Consider the following 24387-nt stretch of genomic DNA (forward strand, 5'->3'; position numbering starts at 1 on the left):
GAACCCGCCATGACAGCACCGTTTCTTGTCGCCAGGAACATCGCCAAGCGCTTCGGCGCGCTGACGGCGCTCGCCAATGTCGACCTAGAAGTCCGCTCCGGCGAAGTGCTGGCGCTGCTCGGCGACAATGGCGCGGGCAAATCGACCTTCATCAAGATCCTGGCGGGCGCCCATCCGCCGAGCGAGGGCGAGATCATCATCGAAGGCAATCCGGTGGCCTTCTCCTCGCCCAAGGATGCGGCCGCATCGGGAATCGCGACGATTTTCCAGGAACTGGCGCTTTCCGAGAACCTGTCGATCGCCGAGAACGTCTTTCTCGGCCGTGAATTGAAACGCTCCATTTTGGGCATCCCCTTTCTGAAGCGCGGCGAGATGCGCCAGCGCGTCGATGGGCTGCTGCAAGAGTTAGACGCCCACATTTCCGACCCCGAAGCGCCGGTCGGCAGCCTGTCTGGCGGCCAGCGCCAGGCCGTCGCCATCTGCCGTGCGCTCAATCTGAACGCCAAACTGGTCATCATGGACGAACCGACGGCAGCCCTTGCCGTCGCCGAGACCCGCAAGGTGCTGGCGTTGACGCGGCGGCTTGCCGCGCGCGGCTGCGCCGTCGTCCTCATCAGCCACAACATTTCCGAAGTGTTCGAAGTCGCCGACCGCATCGTCGTCTTCCGACGCGGCCGCAAGGTGGCCGAACGGCTGGCCGCCGAGACCAATCACGAGGAAGTCGTATCGCTCATAACAGGCGCCCATCCCGACGTGCGGGCGCTCGAAAAAACAAACTGAAACGCACGTCATTCCAGAGAGGATCAAAACCACAATGCTTTCACATCTAAGGAAAGTGCTCGCCGCCTCGGCATTGTCGCTCGCCGTTGCCACGGCGGCGCATGCGGCCGACAAGCACAAGGTCGCCTTCGTCCCGCAGCTGATCGGCATTCCCTATTTCAACGCCATGGAAGCCGGCGGCAATCGCGCCGCCAAGGATCTCGGTGTCGACTTCATCTATTCCGGCCCTGTCGACACCAATCCGGTCGATCAGTTGCAGATCGTGCAGAACCTGATCGACCAGGGCGTCGAAGCGATCTCGGTCAGCGTGCTCGATGCCTCCAGCATCGCTCCCGTGGTCGAGAGTGCCAAGGCCAAGGACATAAAACTGTTCACCAGCGACAGCGACGCGCCCGACAGCGGCCGCGCGGTCTATGTGGCCCAGGCTACCGACGAAGGCCTCGGCACGACGATCATCGACGAACTCGTCAAGCGCGTCGGCGAGGACGCGACGATAGGCATCGTCTCGGGCGAAGCCACGGCATCCAATTTGAACGCCTGGATCGGCTTCATGCAGAAGGAGGCAACCGCCAAATATCCGAAGCTGAAGCTGCTGGCTCCGCAATTTGCCGGCGGCACTGCCGAGCGCGCCGCGCAGATCTCGGGCGACCTCATGGCCGCCAATCCCGACATCAAGGCCATCATCGCCGTTGCCTCCTCGACTTGCCCGGGCGTCGCCCAGGCGATCGAAACCGCGGGCAAGATCGGCTCGGTCATCGGCGCCGGCTATTGCAGCCCCAACACCGCGCGATCCTACCTGAAGAGCGGCGCCTTCAGCTTCACCGTGCTGTGGGATCCCGAACAGCTCGGCTATCTCACGGTCTGGGCCGGCAAGCAGCTGATCGATGGCAAGAGCTTCGAGGCCGAGAACAACATCGCCGGCCTGGAAAAGCCCGCCACCTATGATGCCGCGAAGGGCATTCTTCTGCTCGGCCCGCCAGCCGTCTTCACCAAGGACAATGTCGACAAGTTCAACTTCTGAGCCCTGACATGAATACGGTGCGACGGTCTGGAAACGGTATCTTCTCCATGAACGGGCGGGAGTGGTCCCTGCTTGTCGCCTGCCTGCTGGCGATCACCATCTTCTCCGTCGCATCGCCGCATTATGCCACCTCGGGCAATGCGGTGACCGTGCTGCGCAACAGCGTCGAACTGCTGTTGATCGGCCTTGGCATGACCTTGCTTCTGGCCATGGGCGGTATCGATGTCTCGATCGGTATCGTCATGGGCCTCGCCGCCATTGCCATCGGGCGCATACTCGGCGCCGATGGCAGCCCGTTCCTGGCGATCGTCGCGGGTCCCATGGCCGGCGCGGTGCTGGGCTGCGTGACGGCCGCGGTGGTCGTTCTCGGCCGCGTTCCGGCGATCGTCGGAACGCTTGGCCTGCTGGGCGTCTACCGCACCGCCGTCTTCGTCCTGCTTGGCGGGCAATGGCTCTCCGGCCTGCCTTCGAGCCTCACCGATCTTCTCTCAACCACTGTGTTGGGGATCCCCGTCGCGGCCTTCGCCATAGCCGTTGCCTATCTCGCCGTATGGCTGGCGTTGCGGCGCACGCCCTATGGATTGCACCTGCTGGCAATCGGCAATTCGGAAGAGAAGGCGCGGCTGTCGGGAATCCCGGTGGTCAAGATACGCTTCGCGACCTTCGTCATCAGCGGTGTCCTCACCGGCATCGCCGCCACTTTTTACGTCGCCACATACCGCAATGTCGAAATGACGATCGGCAGCACGCTGGCACTCGATGCAATAGCGGCGGTCATTCTCGGCGGCACCAGCATATTGGGCGGGCGATGCAGCCTGATCGGCACGGTGCTTGGGGTGTTGTTGCTCAGAATTCTGCAAAACGGACTGCTTCTGATCGGTATTCCCTCGCTCTGGCAGCCCGTCGTCACTGGCGTTCTCATCCTTGGCGTGCTCGGCTTCGAAGCCGTCTCCAACCGCCTCCCTCTGGCCCGGTTCCAGCGAGCCCGCGCATGAAAACGCTTCGGAACCTGCAGGGTCCTGCCCTGACCCTCGCCTTGCTGTGCGGACTTTGGCTCATCGTGATCCTGGGCCTGCTGGCGCTAAAACCATCGGTTTTCAATCTCGGCACCGTCACCACCATCCTGCAGTTCTCGACGATCCTCGCTCTGGTCGGCCTCGGACAAGGGCTGGTCATCCTGGCCGGCGGAACGGGCATAGATCTGTCTGTCGGCGGTGCGGTCTCGCTCTCGGCAATCATCGCCATGCTTTGTCTGAAGCTTGGATTGCCGCCTGTTCTGTTGCCGGTCATCTGCATCCTGGCCGGCGCACTGCTCGGTGCGATGAACGGGTGGCTGGTCAACGGTCTCGCCCTTCTTCCCTTCATCGCCACGCTCGGCACCTTCTTCGTCTATTCAGGCGTCGCGCTTGCCGTCACCGGCGGCGCGGCGCAGGCGGGGGTGCCCGCATGGCTGCTTCTGTGGGGCCGTGGGGTTTTCCTGGGCATTCCCGTTCCCTTCCTCACACTCGCCATCCCGTGCTTCGCGCTTGCCGGCCTGGTGCTGATGGCGACCGCCTGGGGCCGCTGGATCTATGCCATGGGTTTCAATGAACGCTCGGCCAAACTGGTCGGCATCCCGGTCGAGCGCGTTCGCTTCATTCTCTATGTGCTGAGCGGTGCCCTTGCCGGTGCCGCAGGCCTCGTCTCGATCGCCTGGCTGGGCAGCGGCAGGCCCAATATCGGCCAGAACCTCGAACTCGAATCGCTGACCGCCGCAATGCTCGGCGGCATCGTCATCACCGGGGGGCGCGGCGGCGTCGGTGGTGTGTTCGCGGCTGTTCTGCTGCTGGTCACGCTGAAGACCGGCCTCTTGCAATTGAACATCAACACGGTCTGGCAGGTGGGGATCGTCGGCGCCCTTCTGGTGTTCGTCCTGCTTGCCGACCGGCTTTCCCAACGTTGGAGATCATAATGCCTTCCATGGAAGAGACCATCGCCGCGCGCGTCGAGGCAGCGGCCGATCGCATCGTCGAAACGCTGAGCGATCTCGTCGCCTTCCCTTCGATCGTGAAATCCAACCCGAAGGATGCAGGTCCCGGCGAGCGCGATTGCCAGCTCTATCTGCAGAAGCGCATCGAGGCGCTGGGCTTTACGACCGATCTCTGGGATCCGGACGGCCCCGCGCTCTACGAAAAATACAAGGGGCGCGCCGGCGCCAACAAAGGCAGGACGTTCGACGGCAGGCCCAATCTCGGCGGCGTCTTGAAGGGCACTGGCGGCGGTCGTTCCATCATGCTGACCGGCCATATCGACGTCGTCCCGCCAGGCGCCGCCGGACACTGGGCAACCGACCCCTTCCAGCCCGTTCTCAAGGATGGATTCCTGCATGGCCGCGGCACCGTCGACATGAAAGGCGGCGTCGCCTGCATGCTGATGGCGGTGGAGATCCTCAGGGAACTCGAAGTTCCCCTGTCCGGCGACGTCGTTTTCACCACCGTCGTCGACGAGGAAATCGGCGGCATGGGTTCGCTTGCCATGGTCGATCGCGGCTTTCGCGCCGATGCCGGTATCATGACCGAACCGACGGCGAACAAGATCGCTCCCCTCTGTCACGGGATCCTTTGGGGCAAGATCATCATCGACGGCATTGGCGGCCATGCCGAACTGACGCCGAACGCCTGGTATTCGAGTGGCCCGGTCGATGCCGTGCAGCTTTGCCGGCAGATCCTCGACGGCATCGACATCCTCAACCGGCGCTGGATGTTCGACCCCAGGAAGAATCATCCGCTGATGGACCTGCCCAACCAGATCATCGTCACCCAGATCAATGCCGGCGAACACCCCTCCTCGATGGCGGGCCGCGGCGAGATCATCATCGACGCGCAGTACCTGCCAAGCGAGCATGACGAATTCAAGCTGGGCGGCAACGTCAAACGCGAGATCGAAGAGCATATCGCCAATGTCTGTCAGGCGGACCCTTATCTGCGAAAGCACCCTGCCCGCGTCGAATGGATCCTCGACGCCGACTGCGCCGAAATCCCGTCGGACAATCCATTCGTCGGCGTCTTCCGGCAGGCGGTCGAGCAGGCCAATTTGTCGCCGGTCCTCAGCGGCTTTGGCGCGCACAGCGACATCGGCTTGCCGACCGGTCTCGGCAACACGCCGACCGTCAACTTCGGCCCGGGCGATCCGGCGCAGGCACACCAGCCGAATGAACGTGTTCCGGTACGCGATCTCGTCGACTGCACGAAGGCGATCGCGCTCGCCGTCGAGAAATGGTGCCGCTAGAGCCACCCCAGTGGCGATGGCCCGACAGGCTGCGGCTTTTCGAAAAATCAGGGCGGATCGGTTTTGCAGCTGCCGGCAATCTGGTTGACCGCCTCGCCGAAACCGGCGAGGTCGAAATCGGCCTGACCGCGCCCGGACAACAGCCCGAAGCGCCATGACAGCAGCAGGCGGTTTGCCGGAACGAGGCGCTTGATGCCATCGGCACCGTCGCGCATCAGCACCCTGCCGCGTGTGCCGACGGACCAGCTCTCGTCGAATTTGCCGGAACCGTCGATGGCGACCGACATGGTGATTTTCCGGCTGGCCGAGACCGCGTCGTTCAATTGCAGCCATTCGGTCCAGGCGGGCTCGCCGTCCGCCCGGCAGGCAATGGTCAGCACCGGGCTGTAGCTCAGCGCGCCGCCGCCGGTGATCAGCTTGTTGGTGGCATAGACCGACGCGGTGACGAGGCCGTCATTGCCGGTGTCGAAACGCCAATTGTCCGTGCCTGCCCCGGCAGCGCCGCAGGCCAAGGCCAGGAAAAACCCTGTGGCGGCAGCGCGCCTCAGTTCCACGAACACCCGCAACGACATCGCCAATTACCTCTGGTCTTTCAATCAACCAGATAATGATCAAGGCTTCGTATCGCCACTGGCACCCATCACAAGCCAATCCGATGTTGCAGTTTCGCAACGAAAAAGGCCGCCCGGAGGCGGCCTTTAGGAATTCATTGGAATATGCGGACTTATTCGGCGTCCTTGGCCGCTTTTTTCTTCGGCGCGGCCTTCTTCTTCGGCTCTTCCGCGTCGTCGGCGGCTTCGCTCGCCTTGGCTTCGGCCTTCTTGGCGGCCACCTTCTTCGCAGGCTTCGCCTTGGTCGCGGTATCGGCCTCCTCGTCGTCGGCCATCAGCTCTTCCTTGCTGACCTTGACGTCGGTGACCGAAATCTGGCCGAGCAGGTGATCGACCACCTTTTCCTCGAACATCGGCGCCCTGAGCGCGTTCAGCGCCTCGGGGTTGCCGCGGTAGAATTCGAAGGCTTCCTGCTGCTGATTGGCCGGGAAGCGGCGAACCTGCTCGAACAGGCCGCGCTGCAGTTCCTCGTCCGATACCATGACACCGGCCTTCTCGCCGATCTCGGCCAGCACCAGGCCGAGGCGCACGCGGCGCTCGGCGAGGCGCATGTATTCGGCGCGCGCCTCTTCCTCGGTCGTCTCTTCGTCGGCGAAGGTGCGGCCGGCGGCTTCCAGGTCGCGGTTGACCTGCGCCCAGATGTTGTTGAATTCCGCCTCGACGAGCTTCGACGGCGCTTCGAACGAATAGGCCGCGTCGAGCTGATCGAGCAGCTGGCGCTTGACCTTCTGGCGCGTCATCGAGCCGAACTGGTTTTCGATCTGGCCACGCACGATCTCACGCAGCTTGTCCAGCGATTCCAGGCCGAGGTTCTTGGCGGTCTCGTCGTTGATTTCCAGTTCGCCAGGCTTCGACACTTCCTTGACGGTAACGTCGAAAGTCGCTTCCTTGCCGGCCAGATGCGCGGCCTGGTAGTTTTCCGGGAAAGTCACGGTGACCTGCTTCTCGTCACCGGCCTTGGTGCCGACGAGCTGATCCTCGAAGCCCGGAATGAACTCCTTGGAGCCCAGCACCAGCGGTTGGTCGGTGCCGGCGCCGCCAGCGAAAGCCTCGCCGTCGATCTTGCCGAGATAGTCGATCGAGACGCGGTCGCCTTCAGCGGCCTTGCCGGTCTTCGGCTCGTAGCTGCGCGCCGATTCGGCGACGCGCTTGACCTGGTCGTCGATTTCCGAATCCGGAACGTCGAACACCTGGCGCGTCACCTTGATGTCGGAGAAATCCTTGATCTCGATGGCCGGAATGACCTCGTAGTTGAGGCGAAATTCGAAATCGACGCCGCCGGCCAGGATCTTCTCGGCTTCCTTCTCGTCCTCGGTCATGATGACCTCGGGCTGCATGGCGGCCTTTTCGCCGCGCCCGGTGATGATGGAGCGGGTCGAATCGTTGAGGATCTCGTTGACGACCTCGGCCATGAACGACTTGCCATAGACCTTGCGCAGGTGCTGCACCGGCACCTTGCCCGGACGGAAGCCATTGATGCGGACCTTGTTGCGCGCATCTGACAGCCGGGCCATCAGCTTGGCTTCCATGTCACCGGCCGGCACGGTGATCTTGATCTCGCGCTTGAGACCGGAATTGAGTGTTTCGGTGACCTGCATCGTAAAACCTTTGTTTTCACCAATGAGGCTGCCAAACGGCTCCCTGCCGTTCACAGCCTGCCGGTAATTCTTGCCGGGAATGGCTTTCGGTACGGAACCTGGCGATTTGACCGGAAATACGGCTCAAACTCTCCCAAACTGCGTTCCAAAATGTGAATAAGTTCTTGTTTTTCCTACTTCTTATCACATCTTGTAGAAGCGGATCGTCGCGTTCCGTCACATTTGACACGCCTTTTGTCACAGGCGAGCCTAATTTTCAACAGTCTTCGCGCTTAGGCGAATAACCACATTCGGCCCTTGCCCGACATCTTGTCTCCGACATTGACAGAATGATGGCTACATGGGATTGCCGGATCATGCGGGTATGGCGGAACTGGTAGACGCACCAGATTTAGGTTCTGGCGAGAGATCGTGGGGGTTCGAGTCCCTCTACCCGCACCACCCTTCGCTCTTCGAGCTTCGGGTGGCAGGCCACCTCAGGCACGCAGCCGAAGGTGTCCTCCGAAGCCTTGGCGAAGGAGGACCGGCGCCTCAATCTAATAAAGCGGTTCCTCGAACAGCGTCTTGTCGCCGTCGACCAGCGCTTTGATCTGCGCCGTGCCGTCGCTGGCCAACGCCAGCTTGATTCCGAACGGACGCACCCGCATGTCATTCTGGATCGCCAGCCCCTGGCCCTCGGGCAGGTAGAAACGTTCGATCCCATAGTCCGGCGCGATCGTCATGCCTTCGCCGCGCAGATCCCAACCGGCGGCGACATGGCCCGAAATGTCGGCCTCATCGGCAGCGGCCGGCGTCGCCGCCTTGCCGAACCAGGCAGTGGTCGGCGTCCAGTAGCCATCGACGCCCTTCTTCAGCCGAACCACGATCGAGCTATCGTCGCTGGAGAATTTGTCGGCGGGGATGTTGGCGATCATTTTCACCGGTATGCGCGAAATGTCGTAGCCGAGGACAATATAGTCGCCGCGCAGCAGGTCACGCGGATCGACGGGTTCGATCTTCAGCAGCACTTCCTTGCCGTTGCGCAGGATCGCCGCCCGGCCGGCGATGATCCAGCTCAGGAAGCCGATCTGGACGACCGCCAGCACCAGCGCCGAGATAACAAGCCTCTTCCCGGTCATCATGCCGTGGCTCCTCCCGTGGCTGGATCCTTCATGCGTTTTTCGACGCGGATGATGACGATTGCCAGAATGCCGAGCAGCACCGCGGCGGCGAGGAGGAAACCGGCTGTGTCGAGCATGGATTGCAGGGTCACCACATAAATCGTGGCGAGTTCGAAGGCGAAGCCGAGATAGGCGAGCCAGCGTAGCCCCCGGCTCTCGCGCCCCGCGAACACGATTGCCGCAACGATGCCCGCCAGGGCTACGACCGAGGCAAGGGTGAAACCGCTGTTGTAGGTGCGTTCGTCGGCCAGTTCGAACTGGATGACGGCCAGGCCGGTGAGGAAGCCGAGCAATGCGTGCAACGGCAAGCGGCCCCCAAGCTGCACGATCCTGTCGACCCGTTCCGGTACAAGGACGCCCGCCGAGAAAAGCACGACAGAGGCAACGACCAGCGGGATCGCCACCGGCAGCGTCGCCTGATCCGTGGCCAACAGCACGAGATAGAAGAGCAGCGACAGGATGATCAGGTGCCGTGCCGGCTGGCTTCGGGTCCAGAACGATAGGACAAACAGCACGATCGCCATGACGAGGAAGGCATGCGGAAAGTCGCTGCGGCTGTAATAGTCGAAGCCTTTCAGGAACAGCCAGGCGTCGGCGATGCCGACCGCCGCCACGGTCAGCGGGTTGGAGCGCAGCGCCGCCGCCGCCAGCGCCGTGCCCACGCCCCAGGTGACCAGCGCCGAAGCCTCGTCGCCGGACAAATGATACATCTGGCCGATCAGCGCGATCGACCCGCCGAACGCCGCCGCCGCCACGATCCACAACGCTTCGCCGATCGCCGCATGGTCGCGTGTCTTCAGCACCGCGCCGCCGGCATAGCCGCCCAGAATGACCGCAAAGAGTGCTGCCACCCGCGCCAGCCGCGGGATCGCTTCCCAATTGGCGGCGACGAAGATCAGGATGGCCGCTCCAAAGAGCAGCGCCGCCATCATTGCGAGGATGGAACCGAAGCTGAGCGACTGGCGTGCGTTGACCTCGACGTCGCGCCTCAGCAGGTCAGCCGTCGAGGCATCGATCAGCCCGGCCTGTTGCCATCGCCCGATGTCGGCCCTGACCCGCGCTGAGTAGCCCGCCATGTCTTCTTCCCCACCCTGGTCGTCTTTTAGCCGACACAGCCAAACCGTTGACGTCACGGCACTTTCTGATTCTGGCTTCTTTATGTCAGGTCCGTGAAGCCGCGTTAATGTTGCATTGCACAATTTGCATTGCTGCCATGCAGCCATAGCGCTTTTAAATCGATATGGGTCCCCTTATTTATGGTTCGTACACAAACGGAATGATCCGCAAGAAAGACGAAACGAGACTACCATGAACCTGATCCGCAACTACCGCAACTGGCGCCGCTACCGGGACACCGTGTCCGAGCTGAGCCGCCTGAGCAACCGTGAACTGACCGACCTCGGCATTAGCCGCAGCGACATTCCTTACGTCGCTCGCAAGGCGGTCTAATTCTTCGGACCGCGAATGGTCCGAACCAGTTTTGAAAAAGAGAACGACAATGAACCTGATCCGCAACTATCGTAACTGGCGCGTTTATCGCGAGACGGTTACCGAGCTGGGTCGCCTTTCGAACCGCCAGCTGCATGATCTCGGTATCGTCCGCGACGAAATCAAGATCATCGCCCGCAAGGCGATCTAAACTGAATTTCGTCCGGGTCGACCTCCTCCCCGACCCCGACGAATACGGTCAGCCCTTACCTCCTCCCAAGGGTTGACCACCAAAACGGCGCCCGCCGCACCTCCTCCCGCGGCGGGCGCTGTTTCCCCCGGCAAAAGCAATTTTGCCCCAGAGGTTTTGCCCCTCTTAGTCAGGCGAAAAGAATTTCGTCAAAGCCGACCTCCTCCCCGGCGATGACGAATAGGCCCGACCTTCACCTCCTCCCGAGGGTTGGCCACACAAACGGCGCCCGCCGCACCTCCTCCCGCGGCGGGCGTTGTTTCCCCCGGCAAAAGGTATTTTGCCCCAGAGGTTTCGCCCTCTTTAAATGGCGAAAGGAATTTCGTCTGAGCCGACCTCCTCCCCGGCGATGACGAATACGGTCGATCTTCACCTCCTCCCGAGGATCGGCCCCAAAAACGACACCCGCCGGACCTCCTCCCCCGGCGGGTGTTGTTGTTTTCAGGGACAGGCTCTCCCGACCAGGGTTCGCGTTACCGCCGCGCGACAATTGCAATCGCGACGCCAAGCGATTATTCCGGCGACCATGAGCAAAAATCCAATCCATATCGTCGGCGGTGGTCTCGCCGGTTCCGAAGCCGCATGGCAGGCGGCCGAGGCCGGCGTTCCCGTCATCTTGCATGAAATGCGCCCGGTTCGCGGCACCGACGCCCACAAGACTGATGGCTTGGCCGAGCTGGTCTGTTCCAACTCCTTCCGCTCGGACGACGCCGAGAACAACGCCGTTGGCCTGCTGCATGCCGAGATGCGGCTGGCCGGTTCGTTGATCATGAGCGCCGGCGACGCCAACCAGGTGCCGGCCGGCGGCGCGCTTGCCGTCGACCGCGACGGTTTTTCCGACGCGGTGACCAAAAAGCTCGAAGCGCACCCGCTGATCACCATTGAGCGCGAGGAGGTTCCCGGCCTGCCGCCGGCGGACTGGGATCAGACGATCATCGCCACCGGACCCTTGACCGCGCCCGGGTTGGCCCAGTCGATCGCCGAAGCGACCGGCGCCGATGCGCTGGCCTTCTTCGACGCCATCGCGCCGATCATCCATTTCGACACGATCGACATGGATACCTGCTGGTTCCAGTCGCGCTACGACAAGGTCGGCCCTGGCGGCACCGGAAAGGACTACATCAACTGCCCCATGGACAAGGACCAATATCTCGCCTTCGTGCAGGCGCTGATCGAGGGCCAGAAGACCGAATTCAAGCAGTGGGAAGGCACGCCCTATTTCGACGGCTGCCTGCCGATCGAGATCATGGCCGAACGCGGCGTCGAGACGCTGCGCTACGGGCCGATGAAACCGATGGGCCTGACCAACGCCCACAACCCGACGGTGAAGGCCTATGCCGTGGTGCAGTTGCGCCAGGACAACGCGCTGGGCACGCTCTACAACATGGTCGGCTTCCAGACCAAGCTGAAGCACGCCGAGCAGGTACGCGTGTTCCGCACCATTCCGGGCCTGGAAAACGCCGATTTCGCACGGCTGGGCGGCTTGCACCGCAACACCTACATTAACTCGCCGGCCCTACTCGACGCCTCGCTGCAGCTGAAGTCGCGGCCCGGCCTGCGTTTTGCCGGCCAGATCACCGGCTGCGAGGGCTATGTCGAAAGTGCGGCGATCGGCCTGCTCGCCGGCCGCTTCGCCGCGGCCGAGCGGCTCGGCCATGCACCGTCCCTGCCGCCGCTCACCACCGCCTTCGGCGCGCTGCTCAACCACATCACCGGCGGCCATATCGTTTCCGACGACGAGCCGGGCAAGCGATCCTTCCAGCCGATGAACGTCAATTTCGGCCTGTTCCCGCCAGTGGAAGCACAGAAAGTCGAAGGCAAGCGCCTGCGCGGTAAGGACAAGACCGTAGCCAAACGGCATGCGATCACGTCGCGCGCGCGGAATGACTGTCGACAGTGGCTGGGGTTGCCGGCGGAGACGGCTCAGGCAGCGGAGTAGCGGTCCAGCCTCTTTGGTTGGGTTTGAAGCCAAAGTAGGATAGTATCCTACTTAATGTTTGGAGCCCCGGTCATGGAATCCGCCGAGAAACTATCCATCACCGTCACGCCCGCCATGGCGCGTATGATCCGCGAAAAGGTCGAGGATGGTTCTTTCGGCTCGGCAAGCGAGGTCATCCGCGCCGCTCTTCGCGCCTTCCAGCGCGAAGAAGAAGAACATGCCGAGCGTATGGCCGCCATCCGAGCCCGCGTGAAAGCTTCGATCGAAGACACGAGACCGGGCGTTCCATTGGATGAAGCGATCGAGAGAGTAAGAAAACGAATCTCGGGGTTGGCGGGAGAGCGATGATCCAGCGTCTCGCCGTCATTCTTAGTGAAGAAGCGATCGCGGATCTGGGTTCGATAGCCAGCTACATCTTCAATCAGAGCGGAAGCCAGCAAGTCACCATTAAATTCGTCGATCGCATCGAACTCCGCTGCCAAAGCATAGGCAATGCGCCTCGCGGTGGCCGGTCCCGTGATGACATCGTGCCGGGCCTGCGAACCCGTTCGAAAACTCCGCCATTATCGCATACGTCGTCGACAATGATCTCGTGCGCATCGTCAACACCTTCTACGGCGGCCGCGACTTTGAAACGATGATGCGCGATGGCGGATCAAGCGAGCCATCCTGAGGAACTGCTATTCTGCCGGTTCCGTGCCGGCAAACGGCAACCCCGGCTTACCCGATTCTCCCGGATTTCTCCGCACATACGCCGCCTTCAAGCTCTCCGACGTATCGCGCGAGCCATCATGGCTCCAGCCCGGCGGCTTGATCAGATAGTTGAGCCGTTCGCCCACAGTCAGGCCGGGCGCAAACGCGTCCCTGAACATGCCGATCCATTCGTGGAACGCCACCTTCAGCGGGTTGAAGGTGCCCAGGTTCTTGACGATCCCGTAGCGCGGCCGATCTTCTTCCAGCTCCTCGACGAAGGTGCCGAACATGCGGTCCCAGATGATCAGCGTGCCGGCATAATTGGCGTCGAGATAGCGCGGATTGGTGGCGTGGTGGACGCGGTGGTGTGACGGCGTGTTGAAGATGAACTCGAACCAGCCCCACATCTTGCCGATCGTCTCGGTGTGGATCCAGAATTGCCAGACGAGGTTGAAGCCGAAGGTGAAGGCAATCACCGCCGGGTGAAAGCCGAGCAGCACCAGCGGCGCTTGCAGCACGAACATGAAGGTGAACAGGCCAGTCCAGCTCTGCCTGAGCGCCGTCGACAGATTGTAGTGCTGGCTGGAATGGTGGTTGACGTGCTCGGCCCACACCCAGCGCACCCGGTGCGCGATGCGGTGATAGACGTAGTAGCGCAAATCATCGAGCAGGAAGGCGGCCAGGAACACCCACACCGACAGGCCGAGATTGAAGGCGCGGAACTGCCACAGCCACAGCAGCGCCCAATAGGAGACGACGCCAAGCAGCAGCCCGGCAACGACATTGCCCGTCCCCATCATCAGGCTGGTCAGGGTGTCGCGCGTCTCGAACGAGCCCTTCGCGCGGCCGGTGCGCACCAGCCAGAGTTCGATCAGGATCGCCGCGACGAAAAACGGAATGGCCAGCTGGGTGACCTGCGGAAAATCATAGCTGTCCATCACGCGGCCTCCCTGGCGCCACCCAGTGTTTGCGGCTGAAGCCCGGCCAGCACCGCTTTTGCGTCGCCGGCGTCGGCGAAGGTGAAGCGGCCGCCCTTCCAGGTGAAATCGGCAAGCCGCAAAGTGATGGCGTTGGCGGCGTCCGAGGTCAGCGCCGCGACATCACCAGGTGTGACGACACGGGTCAGGAAACAATCGCCTATGGCCTGAACGATGCCGAGACGCCCTCTCCCCAACTCCAGGAAAGCGGCCTGACCGTCGGACGTGAGCCGGACGGCTGTTGCCTCTTCATCCGGATAATCCTGCGCAAAACGTTCGCGTGCCTGAAGCGCGTCGGCGAGCCTTGCCTTGCGGCTGCCGCCGGTGAAATGCACCGCGGCGACCGACAGCGCGATGCCAAGCACGACGATCGCGACAAGCACGGGCAAGCTCATGGACAGGCATCTCCTCCGACCGGCCCGTTGTCTCAAGCAACGGTTCCGCGCGGCGATGCTTAGCATGATTGACGTTTACGTCAAAGTGCCGGCCAGCCTTTCGTCGCGCGACGCAGCGTCAACCAGTGCCGGCGCAACGCCGAGAGCCGAGGGGTGACACGAAGCGGGTCACCTTTTTCCATCTTCGCCAGATAGGCCCGCGACAGCGCCAGCGGCAGAAACGCCGGGCGTAGCGAGGGCGGCAGCGCGGCAGCACCTTGCTCGAAGGCCCGGAGGTGTTCGCGCGCCAGCGCGATCATCGCCGCCACCGCGCGTTCTGCCCCGGGCCCGCCGTCGCCGGCCACAAACTCTTCCGGCGACGACCCCGCCGCCGCCAGTATGTCGGCCGGCACGAAACACTGCCCACGCCTGCGGTGCAGCGGCAACAGCAGCAAAAGCCCTGTAATCGCCTGCGCACAGCCCGCCCTGCCCGCCAGTTCGGCAAAGCGCGGCGCTTCGACAGGATCAAGCACCATGGCCGCCAGCTGGATAAGTGCCGCCGCCGTCTCGCCGCAATAGCCTTCCAGATCGGTGCGCGACGGCATCGGATCGTCGTAGAGATCGAAGATGCGCGCTTCGAGCATGTTGTCGAACGCCAGCTTCGGCAGGCGATGGGCGGAAATTGTCGCCTTCAGCGCGTCGGCAACGGGGTGGCCAATGCCTGCGCCTTCAATGTCGGCGGCGATCACATCGCGCCACCATTGCAGCCGCACCTCGCCGGGCAACGGCTCGTGGATGCGGTCGCGAATGCCCGCGATCTCGGCATTGAAGGCGTAGAGCGAAAACAGCGCGTCGCGCTTGTCGGCGGGCGCGTAGAGCGCCGTCAGATACCGGTCATGATCGGTGGCGCGCACCGCGTCCATGACGATCTCTGTGTTCCCTGGCATGTCAATCGACGGCGATGAGCGCGGCGGCCACGGCGCGGTCTTCCGCCAGAAGGACATTGTAGGTCCGCACCGCGGCGCCGGTCGACATCGGGTCGGACGCTATGCCTACCTCCTTCAGCGCCGCTCGCAGCGCCGGCGGCAATGGCCGCAGGTCCTTGCCCATGCCGACCAGCAGGATCTCGACCTTGTCCGCCTCGGCCAGAAGTTTTCCGAAATCCGCGATCGTCAACGCCAGGGGATCCGCCGGCTCCCAGCCATGGATGCCCGTGGGCAGGCAGAGCAGCGAGCCCCGATGCGACATGTCGGCAAAGCGGAACCCGCCATTGCCATAGGCCTCGATCGGCGCACGGCCAGGGAAATGCGCCTCGCGGATGACGATGCCTTTGCCGGCCATCACTCTGTCACCCCTCGAGGCCGCGCGTCAGGTCGCGACCGCCTTGCCGCCACTGACCGGCTTTTCCTCATCGGCCGAGGCCTGCGGCCGCAGCTTGAACAGGATCAGCAAAGGTGCCGCGATGAAGATCGACGAATATGTGCCGAACACCACACCGAACAACATCGCCAGTGTGAAGGAACGGATCACTTCGCCGCCGAACAGCACCAGCGCCAGCAGTGCCAAGCTGGTCGTCACGGACGTCAGCGTCGTTCTCGACAATGTTTCGTTGATGGCGTTGTTCAACAGCTGCGGCAGCGGCATTCGCTTGTATTTTCGCAAATCCTCGCGAACGCGGTCATAGACCACGATCGTGTCGTTCAGCGAATAGCCGATGATGGTCAGGATCGCCGCCAGGGACGACTGGTTGAATTCAAGCCCTGTTATGACGAAGAAGCCGAGAGTCATGACGACGTCGTGCACCGTCGCGATGATGGCGCCGACCGCGAACTGCCATTCGAAGCGGAACCAGACATAGACCAGGATGCCAATCAGCGCGACGATCATGGCGATCGTGCCTTGCTTGGCCAGTTCGCCGGAAACAGTCGGCCCCACCACCTCGACGCGGCGGAAATCATACTGATCCTGCAACTCGCCGCGCACCTTGTCGATAACCGTCTGCTCGGCATTCTCACCAGCGTCTTGCGTGCCGACGCGGATCAAGACGTCGTTCGGTGCGCCGAACTGCTGCACCTGCACTTCGCCGATATTCAGTTCCGTCAATCGGCTGCGGATATCGCCGATATTGGCATCGCCGCTCTTGGACTGCACCTCGATCAGCGAGCCGCCCTTGAAGTCGATGCCGTAATTGATGCCGATGCTCATGAACAAGACGACCGACAGTATAGACAGTGTGCTCGACAGCGCGAACGTCCACCGCCGGATACCCATGAACGGAATTTTCGTGCCGGGCGGAACGAAGGTCACCGGCGCGCGCGGCAACTCCTTCGGACGTGCACGCCGCAGCCAGATCGAGACCAGCAGACGGGTGAAGGTGAAAGCGGTAAAGACCGTGGTCAGGATGCCGATGGCATAGGTGATGGCAAAGCCCTTCACCGGGCCGGTACCCAGATAGAACAGCACGACGGTCGCGATCAACGAGGTGACGTTGGAATCGACGATGGTCGCCAGCGCCTTCGAGAAGCCGGTGTCGATCGCCTGGATCACCGAGCGACCGGCGCGTCGCTCCTCGCGGATGCGCTCGTAGATCAGAACGTTTGAATCGACCGCCATGCCGATGGTCAGCACGATACCGGCGATACCAGGCAAGGTCAGTGTCGCGCCAAGCAGCGACAGCAGCCCGACGATCATCGCCACGTGCACCGCCAGCGCGATGTTGGCGAGGAAGCCGAGGAAGCCGTAGGCCACGAACATGAAGGCGACGACCAGGATCGAACCGATGATGCCGGCGACCTTACCGGCATGGATCGAATCCTGGCCAAGGCCCGGACCGACGGTGCGTTCCTCAATGACCGTCAACGTCGCCGGCAGCGCGCCGGCACGCAGCAGCACGGCGAGATCGTTGGCGCTCTGGGCGGTGAAATTGCCTGAGATCTGGCCGGTGCCGCCGAGGATCGGCTCGCGGATCTGCGGCGCCGAGATCACCTGGTTGTCGAGGATAATGGCGAACAGCTTGCCGACATTTTGCGATGTCGCCTGGCCGAAGCGGGCCGCACCCTTGGAATCGAAACGGAACGAAACCACCGGCTCGTTGTTCTGCGAATTGTATGTCGCCTGCGCGTCGACAAGGTTTTCGCCCGATACGATGACGCGGTTCTCGATCAGGTAGGGAACCGGCGGATCGTCCTGCGAATAGAGCACCGAAGAACCGGCCGGCGGGCGCCCCTTGAGCGCGTCCTGCACCGGCATCGACTGGTCGACCATCTGGAAGGTCAGCTTCGCGGTCTGGCCGAGGATTTCCTTCAGCCGCTGCGGGTCCTGCAGGCCAGGCACCTGGACAAGGATGCGGTCGTCGCCTTGCCGCTGCACGATCGGCTCGGTCGTGCCGAGTTCGTTGACGCGGCGCTCGACCACTTCGATCGACTGCGCCAGCGCGGTCGATGTGCGATATTTGATGCCGGCATCGGTGACGGTGAACTTGAGCAGGCCCGGTTCGGAATCATCCAGCGCCATCTCCTGGATGGAGCCGCCGGTGAACAGGCCGGCCGCGACAGGATCGGTCAAGGTCTTCAATGCCGTCTTGGCGGCATCGACCTGGGCCGGATCGGTGATGCGGACCTGCAAGGTCCGCCCCGTGCCGCCAAGGCCGGTGTAACCGATCTTGGCATCGCGCAACAGCGTGCGGATCTCGTCGCGCGTCGTCTCCAGCCGATCCTTGATCAGATCGTTCTGGTTCATCTCGAGCAGGATGTGCGAACCGCCCTGCAGGTCGAGGCCGAGCGTCATCTGCCGCTTCGGCACCCAGCTGGGCAGCTGGGCCAAGGTGCTTGCGGGGATCAGATTGGGCGCGGCGAGGACCACTGTGGCGGCCACGGCCAGCCAGATCAGGATCATCTTGAAGCGCGAGAAATACAGCATCGATTCTTATCCGTTCAGGCGTAAAGCGGCAGCGTTCCGCCATCGGTTCGGTTCGTGGGTACGTTTCTCATTCTGATCACGGCCGGCCCTATCGCGCTTCCTCAGCGATTGTCAATCTTGCCGGTAATGCGCCGGTGCGTAGCAGCAAGGCAATGTTCTTGGCTTCCTGGGCCGTGAAATTGCCCGAAATCTGACCGTAGCCGCCATCAATCGGCTCACGAATGACAGGCGCCGAAATCACGTGATCATCCAGGATCACCGCAAACGGATTGCCTATGTTTTGTGTTGTAACCTGTTTGAACCGTGCCGTACCTTTGGAATCGAGCCGGAATACGACAACCGGTTGACCGCCTTGCGCATTGTAGTTTGCGTTGGCGTCGAGCAGGTTCTTGTCGGAGAGGATAACCCGGTTTTGGACCAGATAAGGAACTGGCGGATCGTCCTGCGTATAAAGTACCACCGAGCCAACAGGCGGGCGGTCGCTGATCGCATCGTTCACGGGCATCGAAAGATCGACCAACTGGAAGCTTAGGCGACCAGGCCGAATGAGGACATCTCTCAGCCTCTGTTGATCCATGATGCTCGGGGCCTGAACAAGAATACTGTCCTTGCCCGCCGATTGGACAACCGCGCCCGTGGCGCCCAAATCCTGGAGACGGTTTTTAATGACCTCGATCGACTGCGTGATCGCGACAGAGTTCCGATATTTCAAACCCGCGTCCGTCAATGTGAATTTGAGCAACGCGGACCCGCCGTCGTCCAAAGTCATTTCCTGAATACCGCTGTCCGCGACAGGATCGGTTATCGTCTTGAGCGCTGCCTTGGCGGCATCGAGCCGAGCCGGATCGGTGATGCGCAGTTGCACGGCCCTGTCCGATATGGCGAGGCCAGCATAACCAATCCTGGCGTCGAGCAGCAGCGCCCTTATATCGCCGCGTGTAGCCTTCAGCCGCCCTTCGATCACATCGGCCACGTTCAAACGAAGCAGGATGCCATCTTGCTGGCTTGCTTCGACGATCATCCCGCTGTCGGCAAGCCCTTCGGGCCGCATGGCCTGTGGAGGGGCAGCGAAAAGGTTCGAGGCATCGAAGACGAGCGCCGTGGCCACGGCAAGCCACGTCAGCATCATCTTCAGGCGCCAAAGGTGGAACATATACGGTCGCTCGTCAGAGCCCTGTCCGCGGATCGCTCCGCCTGAAATCGGGTTATTTCTTGGCGTTCTGGTTGGCGACCGGTTCGCCCTTGACGCGCACATCGGCGATCGTCGAGCGCAGCGCCGTCACCTTGGTGCCGCCGCCAAGATCGATCTCGAGCTCGTTGTCGTCGATCACCTTGGTCACCTTGCCGACGAAGCCGCCGCCGGTGACGACCGTGTCGCCGCGGCGGACCGCCGCCAGCATCTCGCCGCGCTTCTTCAGCTGCGTGCGCTGCGGGCGGATGATGAGAAAATACATGATCACGAAAATCAGGACAAACGGCAAAATGCTGATGAACATATCGGGAGAGGCGCCGCCGATGCCTTGGGCGTATGCCGGTGTCACGAACATCGAGGTACTCCTGAATGTTGAAAAACAGCCGCCAAACGGTTAAGCGAGATTTGGCGGCTCCGCGAAATTTGGCCGGAATATAGTCGGTAAAGTTGTCAATGCAACTGCGGCGCCAGGCAAATCCGCTGCTTTTCCGGCCTGTTTAGCCGTGTTAGAGCAGGATCACGAAAACCGGGAGCCGGTTTTCGGAAAAGATCACGTTCGAACAAATGGTTGCAACCGGTTTCGAAACCGCCGGAATCGAGCCGGTTCGGCCTGCCACCGCAAGAACCGAAGCAAAAAAGACCTGATATGACCGACACCAGCATCGACGCCCTGAACCAGAAACTGGACCGCCTGATCGAGGCCGTCAGCCGCCTGGCGCCGCCGCCGGTGCCTGAAACCGACCTCAACGTGGCCGATTGCTTCGTCTGGCAGGCCGATCCCGGCTATCTGGAGCCGGTGCGCAAGGTCAACCGCGTCGACATCGGCCTGATCCGCGGCGTCGACCGCGTCCGCGACATCCTCGTCGACAACACCGAGCGCTTCGCCGCCGGCTTTGCCGCCAACAACGTCCTGTTGTGGGGCGCCCGCGGCATGGGCAAATCGTCGCTGGTCAAGGCCGTGCATGCGCAAATCAACGCCAAGGCCAAATCACGAAAGCCCACATCCGGCCTGCCGCTGAAGCTGATCGAAATCCACCGCGAGGACATCGACACGCTGCCGAAGCTGATGGGCCTGCTGAAGGCTGCCCCTTTCCGCGTCATCGTGTTTTGCGACGACCTCTCCTTCGACCATGACGATACGTCCTACAAGTCGCTGAAGGCAGCGCTCGAAGGCGGCGTCGAGGGCCGCCCGGCCAATGTCATCTTCTACGCCACGTCTAACCGGCGGCACCTGTTGCCGCGCGACATGATCGACAATGAGCGCTCGACCGCCATCAACCCGTCCGAGGCGGTCGAGGAAAAGGTCTCGCTGTCCGACCGTTTCGGCCTGTGGCTGGGTTTCCACAAATGCTCGCAGGACGAATATCTCGACATGGTCAACGGCTATGCCAGCCACCATGGCCTCGACATCGACCCCGAGCAGTTGCGGGCGGAAGCGCTGGAATGGGCGACGACGCGCGGCAGCCGCTCGGGCCGCGTCGCCTGGCAGTTCACGCAGGACCTGGCCGGACGGCTCGGCAAGCCGTTGAACGATTGAAGCATTGGATCGCGTAACCAACGCGATCCAGCGCAGGCTTATTTGAGCGGTTGCGCCTGCCTGAGGTCGCGCGGCGTTTGGCCGATCTCGCGGCGCATCCAGTGCGCAAGATGTGACTGATGCGCGAAGCCGCTCATTTCAGCCACTTCGCTTGTGCTGAGGTCACCCTGCCGCAACAGAACGCATGCGCGTTCGACGCGACGCCGCAATACGTAGCGGTGCAAGGTGACACCCATCGCCACCTTGAACCATGTCCGCAACTGCGAGCTGCTCGCACCGGCGACACGGCTTAGTCGCTGGATCGAAAGCGGCTCGTGGAGAGCCGCCTCGATGTGCTCCAGCACGCGCGTGAGCTGGGTATCCGACAAACGGTTCGTTGGATCGATATCCTGTTCACCGAGGCCAAGCAGCCGCACCGCCAATGCGGCGCCGATGCTGTCGGCAAACAAAGGGTCGCTCGGCGCGTTAGCGTTCAGTTCGCTCTCGAGCGCCCGGACGAGATGTTCGATGCGCTGGTCGCGAAGCATGTGGCGCGTGTCGAGCCGCAATGCTTGCGCCTTGCCGCCAAGCTCCGCCGCCACCCTGTCCATCAAGGCTGGCTGCAACGCAATCTCCATCGTGTCGAACGGGGTTTCGGCCGCGAAGCCGCCCTCCTGGCCAGCCGGCACCAGGTCGATATCGCCGGCGCGCCTGACGAAATATCGTCCGACCTGATTGCAGTAGGAGCGCGTCGCCGCGCTGGCATGCACCATGATGCGATGGTGTGACGCCCGGGGCAAACGATGGACGCCGGCTTTGACATGCCTGGAGGCCATCGTTACGTCGGGCGCGGCCTGGGCCGGAGCGAATTGCGAACGCATGATCTCTCGTTTCATGGCAAAACCTGTTCGAGATTTGGCAATTCCCGCGCGATTTTCAATGCCGCGGACCTGTACTCACGCCTCTCAATCAAACTTGGACGAGAGGTTATGCCATGAGTTTCTATGTTGTTGTCGGAGCCGGTCCGGTCGGTCGCGAAACCGCCCGCCTTCTTGGCGAGGAAGGACATAATGTCGTTCTCACCAGCCGAAGCGTCGGCCCTAACGCGTTGCCGAACGTACGGGCCGTAAAGGCCGACGCCACCGATGCCTCGGAACTCGCGCGCGTCTGCCAAGGCGCCGATGCCATCTTCATGTGTGCCATGGCCACCTATCACCGGTGGCCGACTGATTTCTTCCCGATCATCGACGGCACAGTGCGCGCGGCCGAGACGGTCGGCGCGAAGCTGATCGTGCTGGGAAACCTCTATGGCTATGGGGAAAATGCCGACAGCCCGCTTCGTTCCGACCTTTCCCTGGACCCGACTTCGAAGAAAGGAACCGCCAGGACGATCATGTGGCAGCGGGCGGTCCGTGCCAATGTTCCCGCGATTGAAGTGCGGTCCAGCGATTATCTCGGACACGGCGCCATCAGCTACTTCTCGCTGGTTGCGCTGCCCTCCATCATCGAGGGGAAACCCACCGCTTTCATTGGAAACCTCGACGCAACGCATGCCTGGGCCTTCACTAAGGATGTCGCCAGGACGCTTGTCGCGGCCTCCCGCTACTCCGGCGAATGGGGGCGCGCTTTTCACGTTCCCTCGCAATACGCCTCACCCAGGGAGCTCATCCAGAAAACCGCCGCGATGCTTCGACGAGAGGTCTCTGAAATCCGTTCCTATTCCATTGCCGAGATGGAAGCATTGGGCATGCAGGAGCTGATCGAGATGCGTTATCTGTTCGAGAATCCGTTGCTGGTCGATTCTTCCGACGCCGAGATGCTTCTCGGCATCAAGGCCAGCAGCCTCGAGGTCATGATCGCCGACACGCTCCGCGATCATCTTTGAACCTGAAACAGGCATCCGCCAGAACTGAAAAAGCCCGCTCCTTGCGGAACGGGCTGAGCCGGCGGGCCGGACTGGAGGTCAGACGGCCCGCATATCGCTTCTTTTCTTCTATTCGAGATAGGTCGAGGGGTCGACCGGTGCCGAATTCTTGCGCACTTCGAAGTGCAGCTTCGGCGAGTCCGTCGTGCCGCTCATGCCGGACAGTGCGATCTCCTGGCCACGCTTGACCTTCTGGCCGCGCTGAACCTCGATCGAGCTGGCATGGCCATAGACGGTGACCAGGCCGTTCTCGTGGCGCACCAGCACCGTATTGCCGAATTCCTTGAGCCCGTCGCCGGCATAGATGACGACGCCGTTCTCGGCCGCCTTGACCGGCGTGCCGGTGGGCACGGCGATGTCGACGCCATCCTTGCCGGATCCGAAACCGGAGATCACCCGGCCGCGCACCGGCCAGCGCATCTTGCCGATGCCGGTCGCATCCGGCGCCACCGCGTCGTCATCCTCGGCCTGCTGGATGACCTTGGCGTCCTTCTTCGGCGGCGTGTAGGAGGCAAGCGTTTCCGAAGGCGTGGCCTTTGCCGGGGCTTGCGTCGTTGCCGTGGTCACCGGATCGACCTTGGCCGGCTTGGCGCTGGCGACCGTCGCCGTTCCGCCGGCCGGCACTTTCAAGGTCTGGCCGATTTTCAATATGCCGTCCTTCATGCCGTTGGCCTGCTTCAGCGCAACGACGCCGACGCCGGTCTTCCTGGCGACCGAGGACATCGTGTCGCCCGACTGGACCGTATAGGTGCCGGCGGCGCCGGTCGCCTTGGCCACCTGTGCCGGCTTGGGCTCCTTGGGCTGGTTCGCCGCGGCCGACGCATCGACCTGGGCGGCGGACTTGCCCTCTTTGAGCTTCGGCTGTTGCGGCAGCACGGCCACCTTGTCCGGCGCCGTGGCCGGCAGGTCGTGCTTGCCGTCTTTCGCGGGCCCGTCCTTCAACTGCTTGGCATCGGCGACCTTCGACTCCGCCTTGCTCGAATAGGCATAGGCCGGGATGACGATCTTCTGGCCGCTCTTCAGCCCCTTGGTCGGGCTCAGGCCGTTCACCTTCATGATGACATCGGCCGGCACCTTGTAATGTGCCGCCAGGCCGGAAATGGTCTCGCCGTCCCTGACGACGATTTCGGTCGCGTGCAGCCTGCCCGCCTCGGCCATTTTCGGCGCGTCGGGCTGGGCATTCTTGAACGGCTTCGCGGCCGGTTCGACAGTGCCGGTCGCCGTCCTGTCGAGATGGGGAGCGGGCCGGACCAGGGCCGGTGCCGATGCGACACGCACCGGATTGGCGGCCGGCGCGAGCGCTGGAGCCGGCTGCGCCTGCGCGGAAACCGGCGGCGGCAGCGGCCGGCTCGAAACCGGCTCGAGGCTGGAGCGGCTCACCGACTGCGTGTGGCTGCCGTCGAGAGGAGCAGCCGCGACATCGCCCGGATAGGGCTGCACGGCATCCTGCTTGTTGATGATGGTGCGCTGATTGTTGGTCGAGGAGGTGAACACGTCATCGACGCTGTTGAACCGCGACGCCTGGGAACTGCACCCTGCCGCCGCGCCCGCAATCATCAAGACAGCGCAGCCCCGCGCCAGATTGCGACCATTTGCCTTCAAAACACTGAGTTGCATCGCACTAACCCGCACAAACGCTGCACCAACTGGACAGGATTAAAGCGCGTTAATGTTACTGGGCGGTTAACCCATTAGAATCCGACGAAAATTTTCTTAAAACATTTGAGGATGGTCGGCGA

At 62.5% G+C, this 24387-nt stretch carries 25 protein-coding genes and 1 tRNA gene; 13 read left to right on the forward strand and 13 right to left on the reverse strand.

The genetic code is table 11. The annotated features are described in order from the left end of the window. Positions 1-9: 9 nt before the first annotated feature. Genes LB569_RS29150 through LB569_RS29170 form a run of 5 tightly spaced genes read left to right on the forward strand, consistent with a single transcriptional unit; the run spans position 10 to position 5068 of the window. The gene (locus LB569_RS29150) at positions 10-780 is read left to right on the forward strand and encodes an ATP-binding cassette domain-containing protein (protein ID WP_224695034.1); all 771 of its coding nucleotides are present in this window, start codon (positions 10-12) and stop codon (positions 778-780) included. Between the two features lie 34 nt (positions 781-814). After that, on the forward strand, positions 815-1801 hold the full coding sequence (locus LB569_RS29155; protein ID WP_224695035.1) for an autoinducer 2 ABC transporter substrate-binding protein: 987 nt from the start codon (positions 815-817) through the stop codon (positions 1799-1801). A gap of 47 nt (positions 1802-1848) precedes the next feature. Continuing rightward, positions 1849-2796 carry an ABC transporter permease gene (locus LB569_RS29160; protein WP_224535096.1) on the forward strand — a complete coding sequence of 316 codons (948 nt, stop codon included), beginning with the start codon at positions 1849-1851 and terminating at the stop codon, positions 2794-2796. Then, positions 2793-3752: an ABC transporter permease gene (locus LB569_RS29165; protein ID WP_140701592.1), complete on the forward strand. Its 960-nt coding sequence runs from the start codon at positions 2793-2795 to the stop codon at positions 3750-3752. The genes LB569_RS29160 and LB569_RS29165 overlap by 4 nt, the downstream gene beginning before the upstream one ends. Next, on the forward strand, positions 3752-5068 hold the full coding sequence (locus tag LB569_RS29170; protein ID WP_224695036.1) for a M20 family metallopeptidase: 1317 nt from the start codon (positions 3752-3754) through the stop codon (positions 5066-5068). The genes LB569_RS29165 and LB569_RS29170 overlap by 1 nt, the downstream gene beginning before the upstream one ends. 47 nt (positions 5069-5115) lie before the next feature. Here the strand turns inward: LB569_RS29170 and LB569_RS29175 are convergent, their stop codons facing one another. Continuing rightward, positions 5116-5640, reverse strand: a complete 525-nt coding sequence (locus LB569_RS29175; protein ID WP_224695037.1) for a hypothetical protein — start codon at positions 5638-5640, stop codon at positions 5116-5118. Between the two features lie 152 nt (positions 5641-5792). Further along, positions 5793-7277, reverse strand: coding sequence for a trigger factor (gene tig / locus LB569_RS29180; protein ID WP_224695038.1), 1485 nt, complete (start codon positions 7275-7277; stop codon positions 5793-5795). A 358-nt stretch (positions 7278-7635) separates the two neighbouring features. Between tig and LB569_RS29185 the strand changes: the two genes are divergently transcribed. Continuing rightward, positions 7636-7718, forward strand: a tRNA-Leu gene (locus tag LB569_RS29185). A gap of 95 nt (positions 7719-7813) precedes the next feature. Here LB569_RS29185 and LB569_RS29190 read toward each other — a convergent pair. Then, the gene (locus tag LB569_RS29190) at positions 7814-8398 is read right to left on the reverse strand and encodes a GDYXXLXY domain-containing protein (RefSeq protein WP_224695039.1); all 585 of its coding nucleotides are present in this window, start codon (positions 8396-8398) and stop codon (positions 7814-7816) included. Beyond that, positions 8395-9513: a DUF2157 domain-containing protein gene (locus LB569_RS29195; protein WP_224695040.1), complete on the reverse strand. Its 1119-nt coding sequence runs from the start codon at positions 9511-9513 to the stop codon at positions 8395-8397. Before LB569_RS29195 ends, LB569_RS29190 begins: the two co-directional genes overlap by 4 nt. Before the next feature lie 232 nt (positions 9514-9745). Between LB569_RS29195 and LB569_RS29200 the strand changes: the two genes are divergently transcribed. From LB569_RS29200 to LB569_RS29220, 5 genes are all read left to right on the forward strand, one after another. After that, positions 9746-9886 carry a DUF1127 domain-containing protein gene (locus tag LB569_RS29200; protein ID WP_013531315.1) on the forward strand — a complete coding sequence of 47 codons (141 nt, stop codon included), beginning with the start codon at positions 9746-9748 and terminating at the stop codon, positions 9884-9886. Between the two features lie 49 nt (positions 9887-9935). Further along, positions 9936-10076, forward strand: a complete 141-nt coding sequence (locus tag LB569_RS29205; protein WP_065005581.1) for a DUF1127 domain-containing protein — start codon at positions 9936-9938, stop codon at positions 10074-10076. Between the two features lie 565 nt (positions 10077-10641). After that, positions 10642-12054 carry a methylenetetrahydrofolate--tRNA-(uracil(54)-C(5))-methyltransferase (FADH(2)-oxidizing) TrmFO gene (trmFO, locus tag LB569_RS29210; protein WP_224695041.1) on the forward strand — a complete coding sequence of 471 codons (1413 nt, stop codon included), beginning with the start codon at positions 10642-10644 and terminating at the stop codon, positions 12052-12054. Positions 12055-12126: 72 nt separating this feature from the next. Continuing rightward, complete coding sequence (locus LB569_RS29215) at positions 12127-12402, forward strand: type II toxin-antitoxin system ParD family antitoxin (protein ID WP_224695042.1); 276 nt, start codon at positions 12127-12129, stop codon at positions 12400-12402. Then, a complete protein-coding gene (locus LB569_RS29220) occupies positions 12399-12695 on the forward strand; it encodes a type II toxin-antitoxin system RelE/ParE family toxin (RefSeq protein WP_318013147.1) in 297 nt (98 codons plus the stop codon). The genes LB569_RS29215 and LB569_RS29220 overlap by 4 nt, the downstream gene beginning before the upstream one ends. Before the next feature lie 39 nt (positions 12696-12734). On the opposite strand, the gene LB569_RS29225 is transcribed toward LB569_RS29220, so the two are convergent. From LB569_RS29225 to yajC, 7 genes are all read right to left on the reverse strand, one after another. Next, the gene (locus tag LB569_RS29225) at positions 12735-13685 is read right to left on the reverse strand and encodes a sterol desaturase family protein (RefSeq protein WP_224695043.1); all 951 of its coding nucleotides are present in this window, start codon (positions 13683-13685) and stop codon (positions 12735-12737) included. Continuing rightward, positions 13685-14119: a hypothetical protein gene (locus tag LB569_RS29230; protein WP_224695044.1), complete on the reverse strand. Its 435-nt coding sequence runs from the start codon at positions 14117-14119 to the stop codon at positions 13685-13687. The genes LB569_RS29225 and LB569_RS29230 overlap by 1 nt, the downstream gene beginning before the upstream one ends. 80 nt (positions 14120-14199) lie before the next feature. Then, a complete protein-coding gene (locus LB569_RS29235; RefSeq protein ID WP_224695045.1) occupies positions 14200-15045 on the reverse strand; it encodes a phytoene/squalene synthase family protein in 846 nt (281 codons plus the stop codon). A 1-nt stretch (position 15046) separates the two neighbouring features. Beyond that, positions 15047-15439, reverse strand: a complete 393-nt coding sequence (locus tag LB569_RS29240; RefSeq protein WP_224695046.1) for an Mth938-like domain-containing protein — start codon at positions 15437-15439, stop codon at positions 15047-15049. A 27-nt stretch (positions 15440-15466) separates the two neighbouring features. Next, a complete protein-coding gene (gene secDF, locus LB569_RS29245; RefSeq protein WP_224695047.1) occupies positions 15467-18016 on the reverse strand; it encodes a protein translocase subunit SecDF in 2550 nt (849 codons plus the stop codon). An 88-nt stretch (positions 18017-18104) separates the two neighbouring features. Further along, positions 18105-19145 carry a SecDF P1 head subdomain-containing protein gene (locus LB569_RS29250; protein WP_224695048.1) on the reverse strand — a complete coding sequence of 347 codons (1041 nt, stop codon included), beginning with the start codon at positions 19143-19145 and terminating at the stop codon, positions 18105-18107. A 76-nt stretch (positions 19146-19221) separates the two neighbouring features. Beyond that, complete coding sequence (gene yajC / locus LB569_RS29255; protein WP_010909882.1) at positions 19222-19563, reverse strand: preprotein translocase subunit YajC; 342 nt, start codon at positions 19561-19563, stop codon at positions 19222-19224. A 291-nt stretch (positions 19564-19854) separates the two neighbouring features. Between yajC and LB569_RS29260 the strand changes: the two genes are divergently transcribed. Continuing rightward, positions 19855-20745, forward strand: coding sequence for an ATP-binding protein (locus LB569_RS29260; RefSeq protein ID WP_224695049.1), 891 nt, complete (start codon positions 19855-19857; stop codon positions 20743-20745). Positions 20746-20783: 38 nt separating this feature from the next. Here the strand turns inward: LB569_RS29260 and LB569_RS29265 are convergent, their stop codons facing one another. Beyond that, positions 20784-21605 (reverse strand): AraC family transcriptional regulator, encoded by an 822-nt coding sequence (locus LB569_RS29265; RefSeq protein ID WP_224695050.1) that lies wholly within the window; start codon positions 21603-21605, stop codon positions 20784-20786. Between the two features lie 113 nt (positions 21606-21718). On the opposite strand from LB569_RS29265, the gene LB569_RS29270 reads away from it, so the two are divergent. Beyond that, positions 21719-22609, forward strand: a complete 891-nt coding sequence (locus LB569_RS29270) for an NAD-dependent epimerase/dehydratase family protein (protein WP_224695051.1) — start codon at positions 21719-21721, stop codon at positions 22607-22609. A gap of 108 nt (positions 22610-22717) precedes the next feature. Here the strand turns inward: LB569_RS29270 and LB569_RS29275 are convergent, their stop codons facing one another. Next, on the reverse strand, positions 22718-24265 hold the full coding sequence (locus tag LB569_RS29275; protein ID WP_224695052.1) for a peptidoglycan DD-metalloendopeptidase family protein: 1548 nt from the start codon (positions 24263-24265) through the stop codon (positions 22718-22720). Positions 24266-24387: the final 122 nt, after the last annotated feature.

The organism is Mesorhizobium sp. BH1-1-4, assembly GCF_020165665.1.
Taxonomy (GTDB): Bacteria; Pseudomonadota; Alphaproteobacteria; order Rhizobiales; family Rhizobiaceae; genus Mesorhizobium.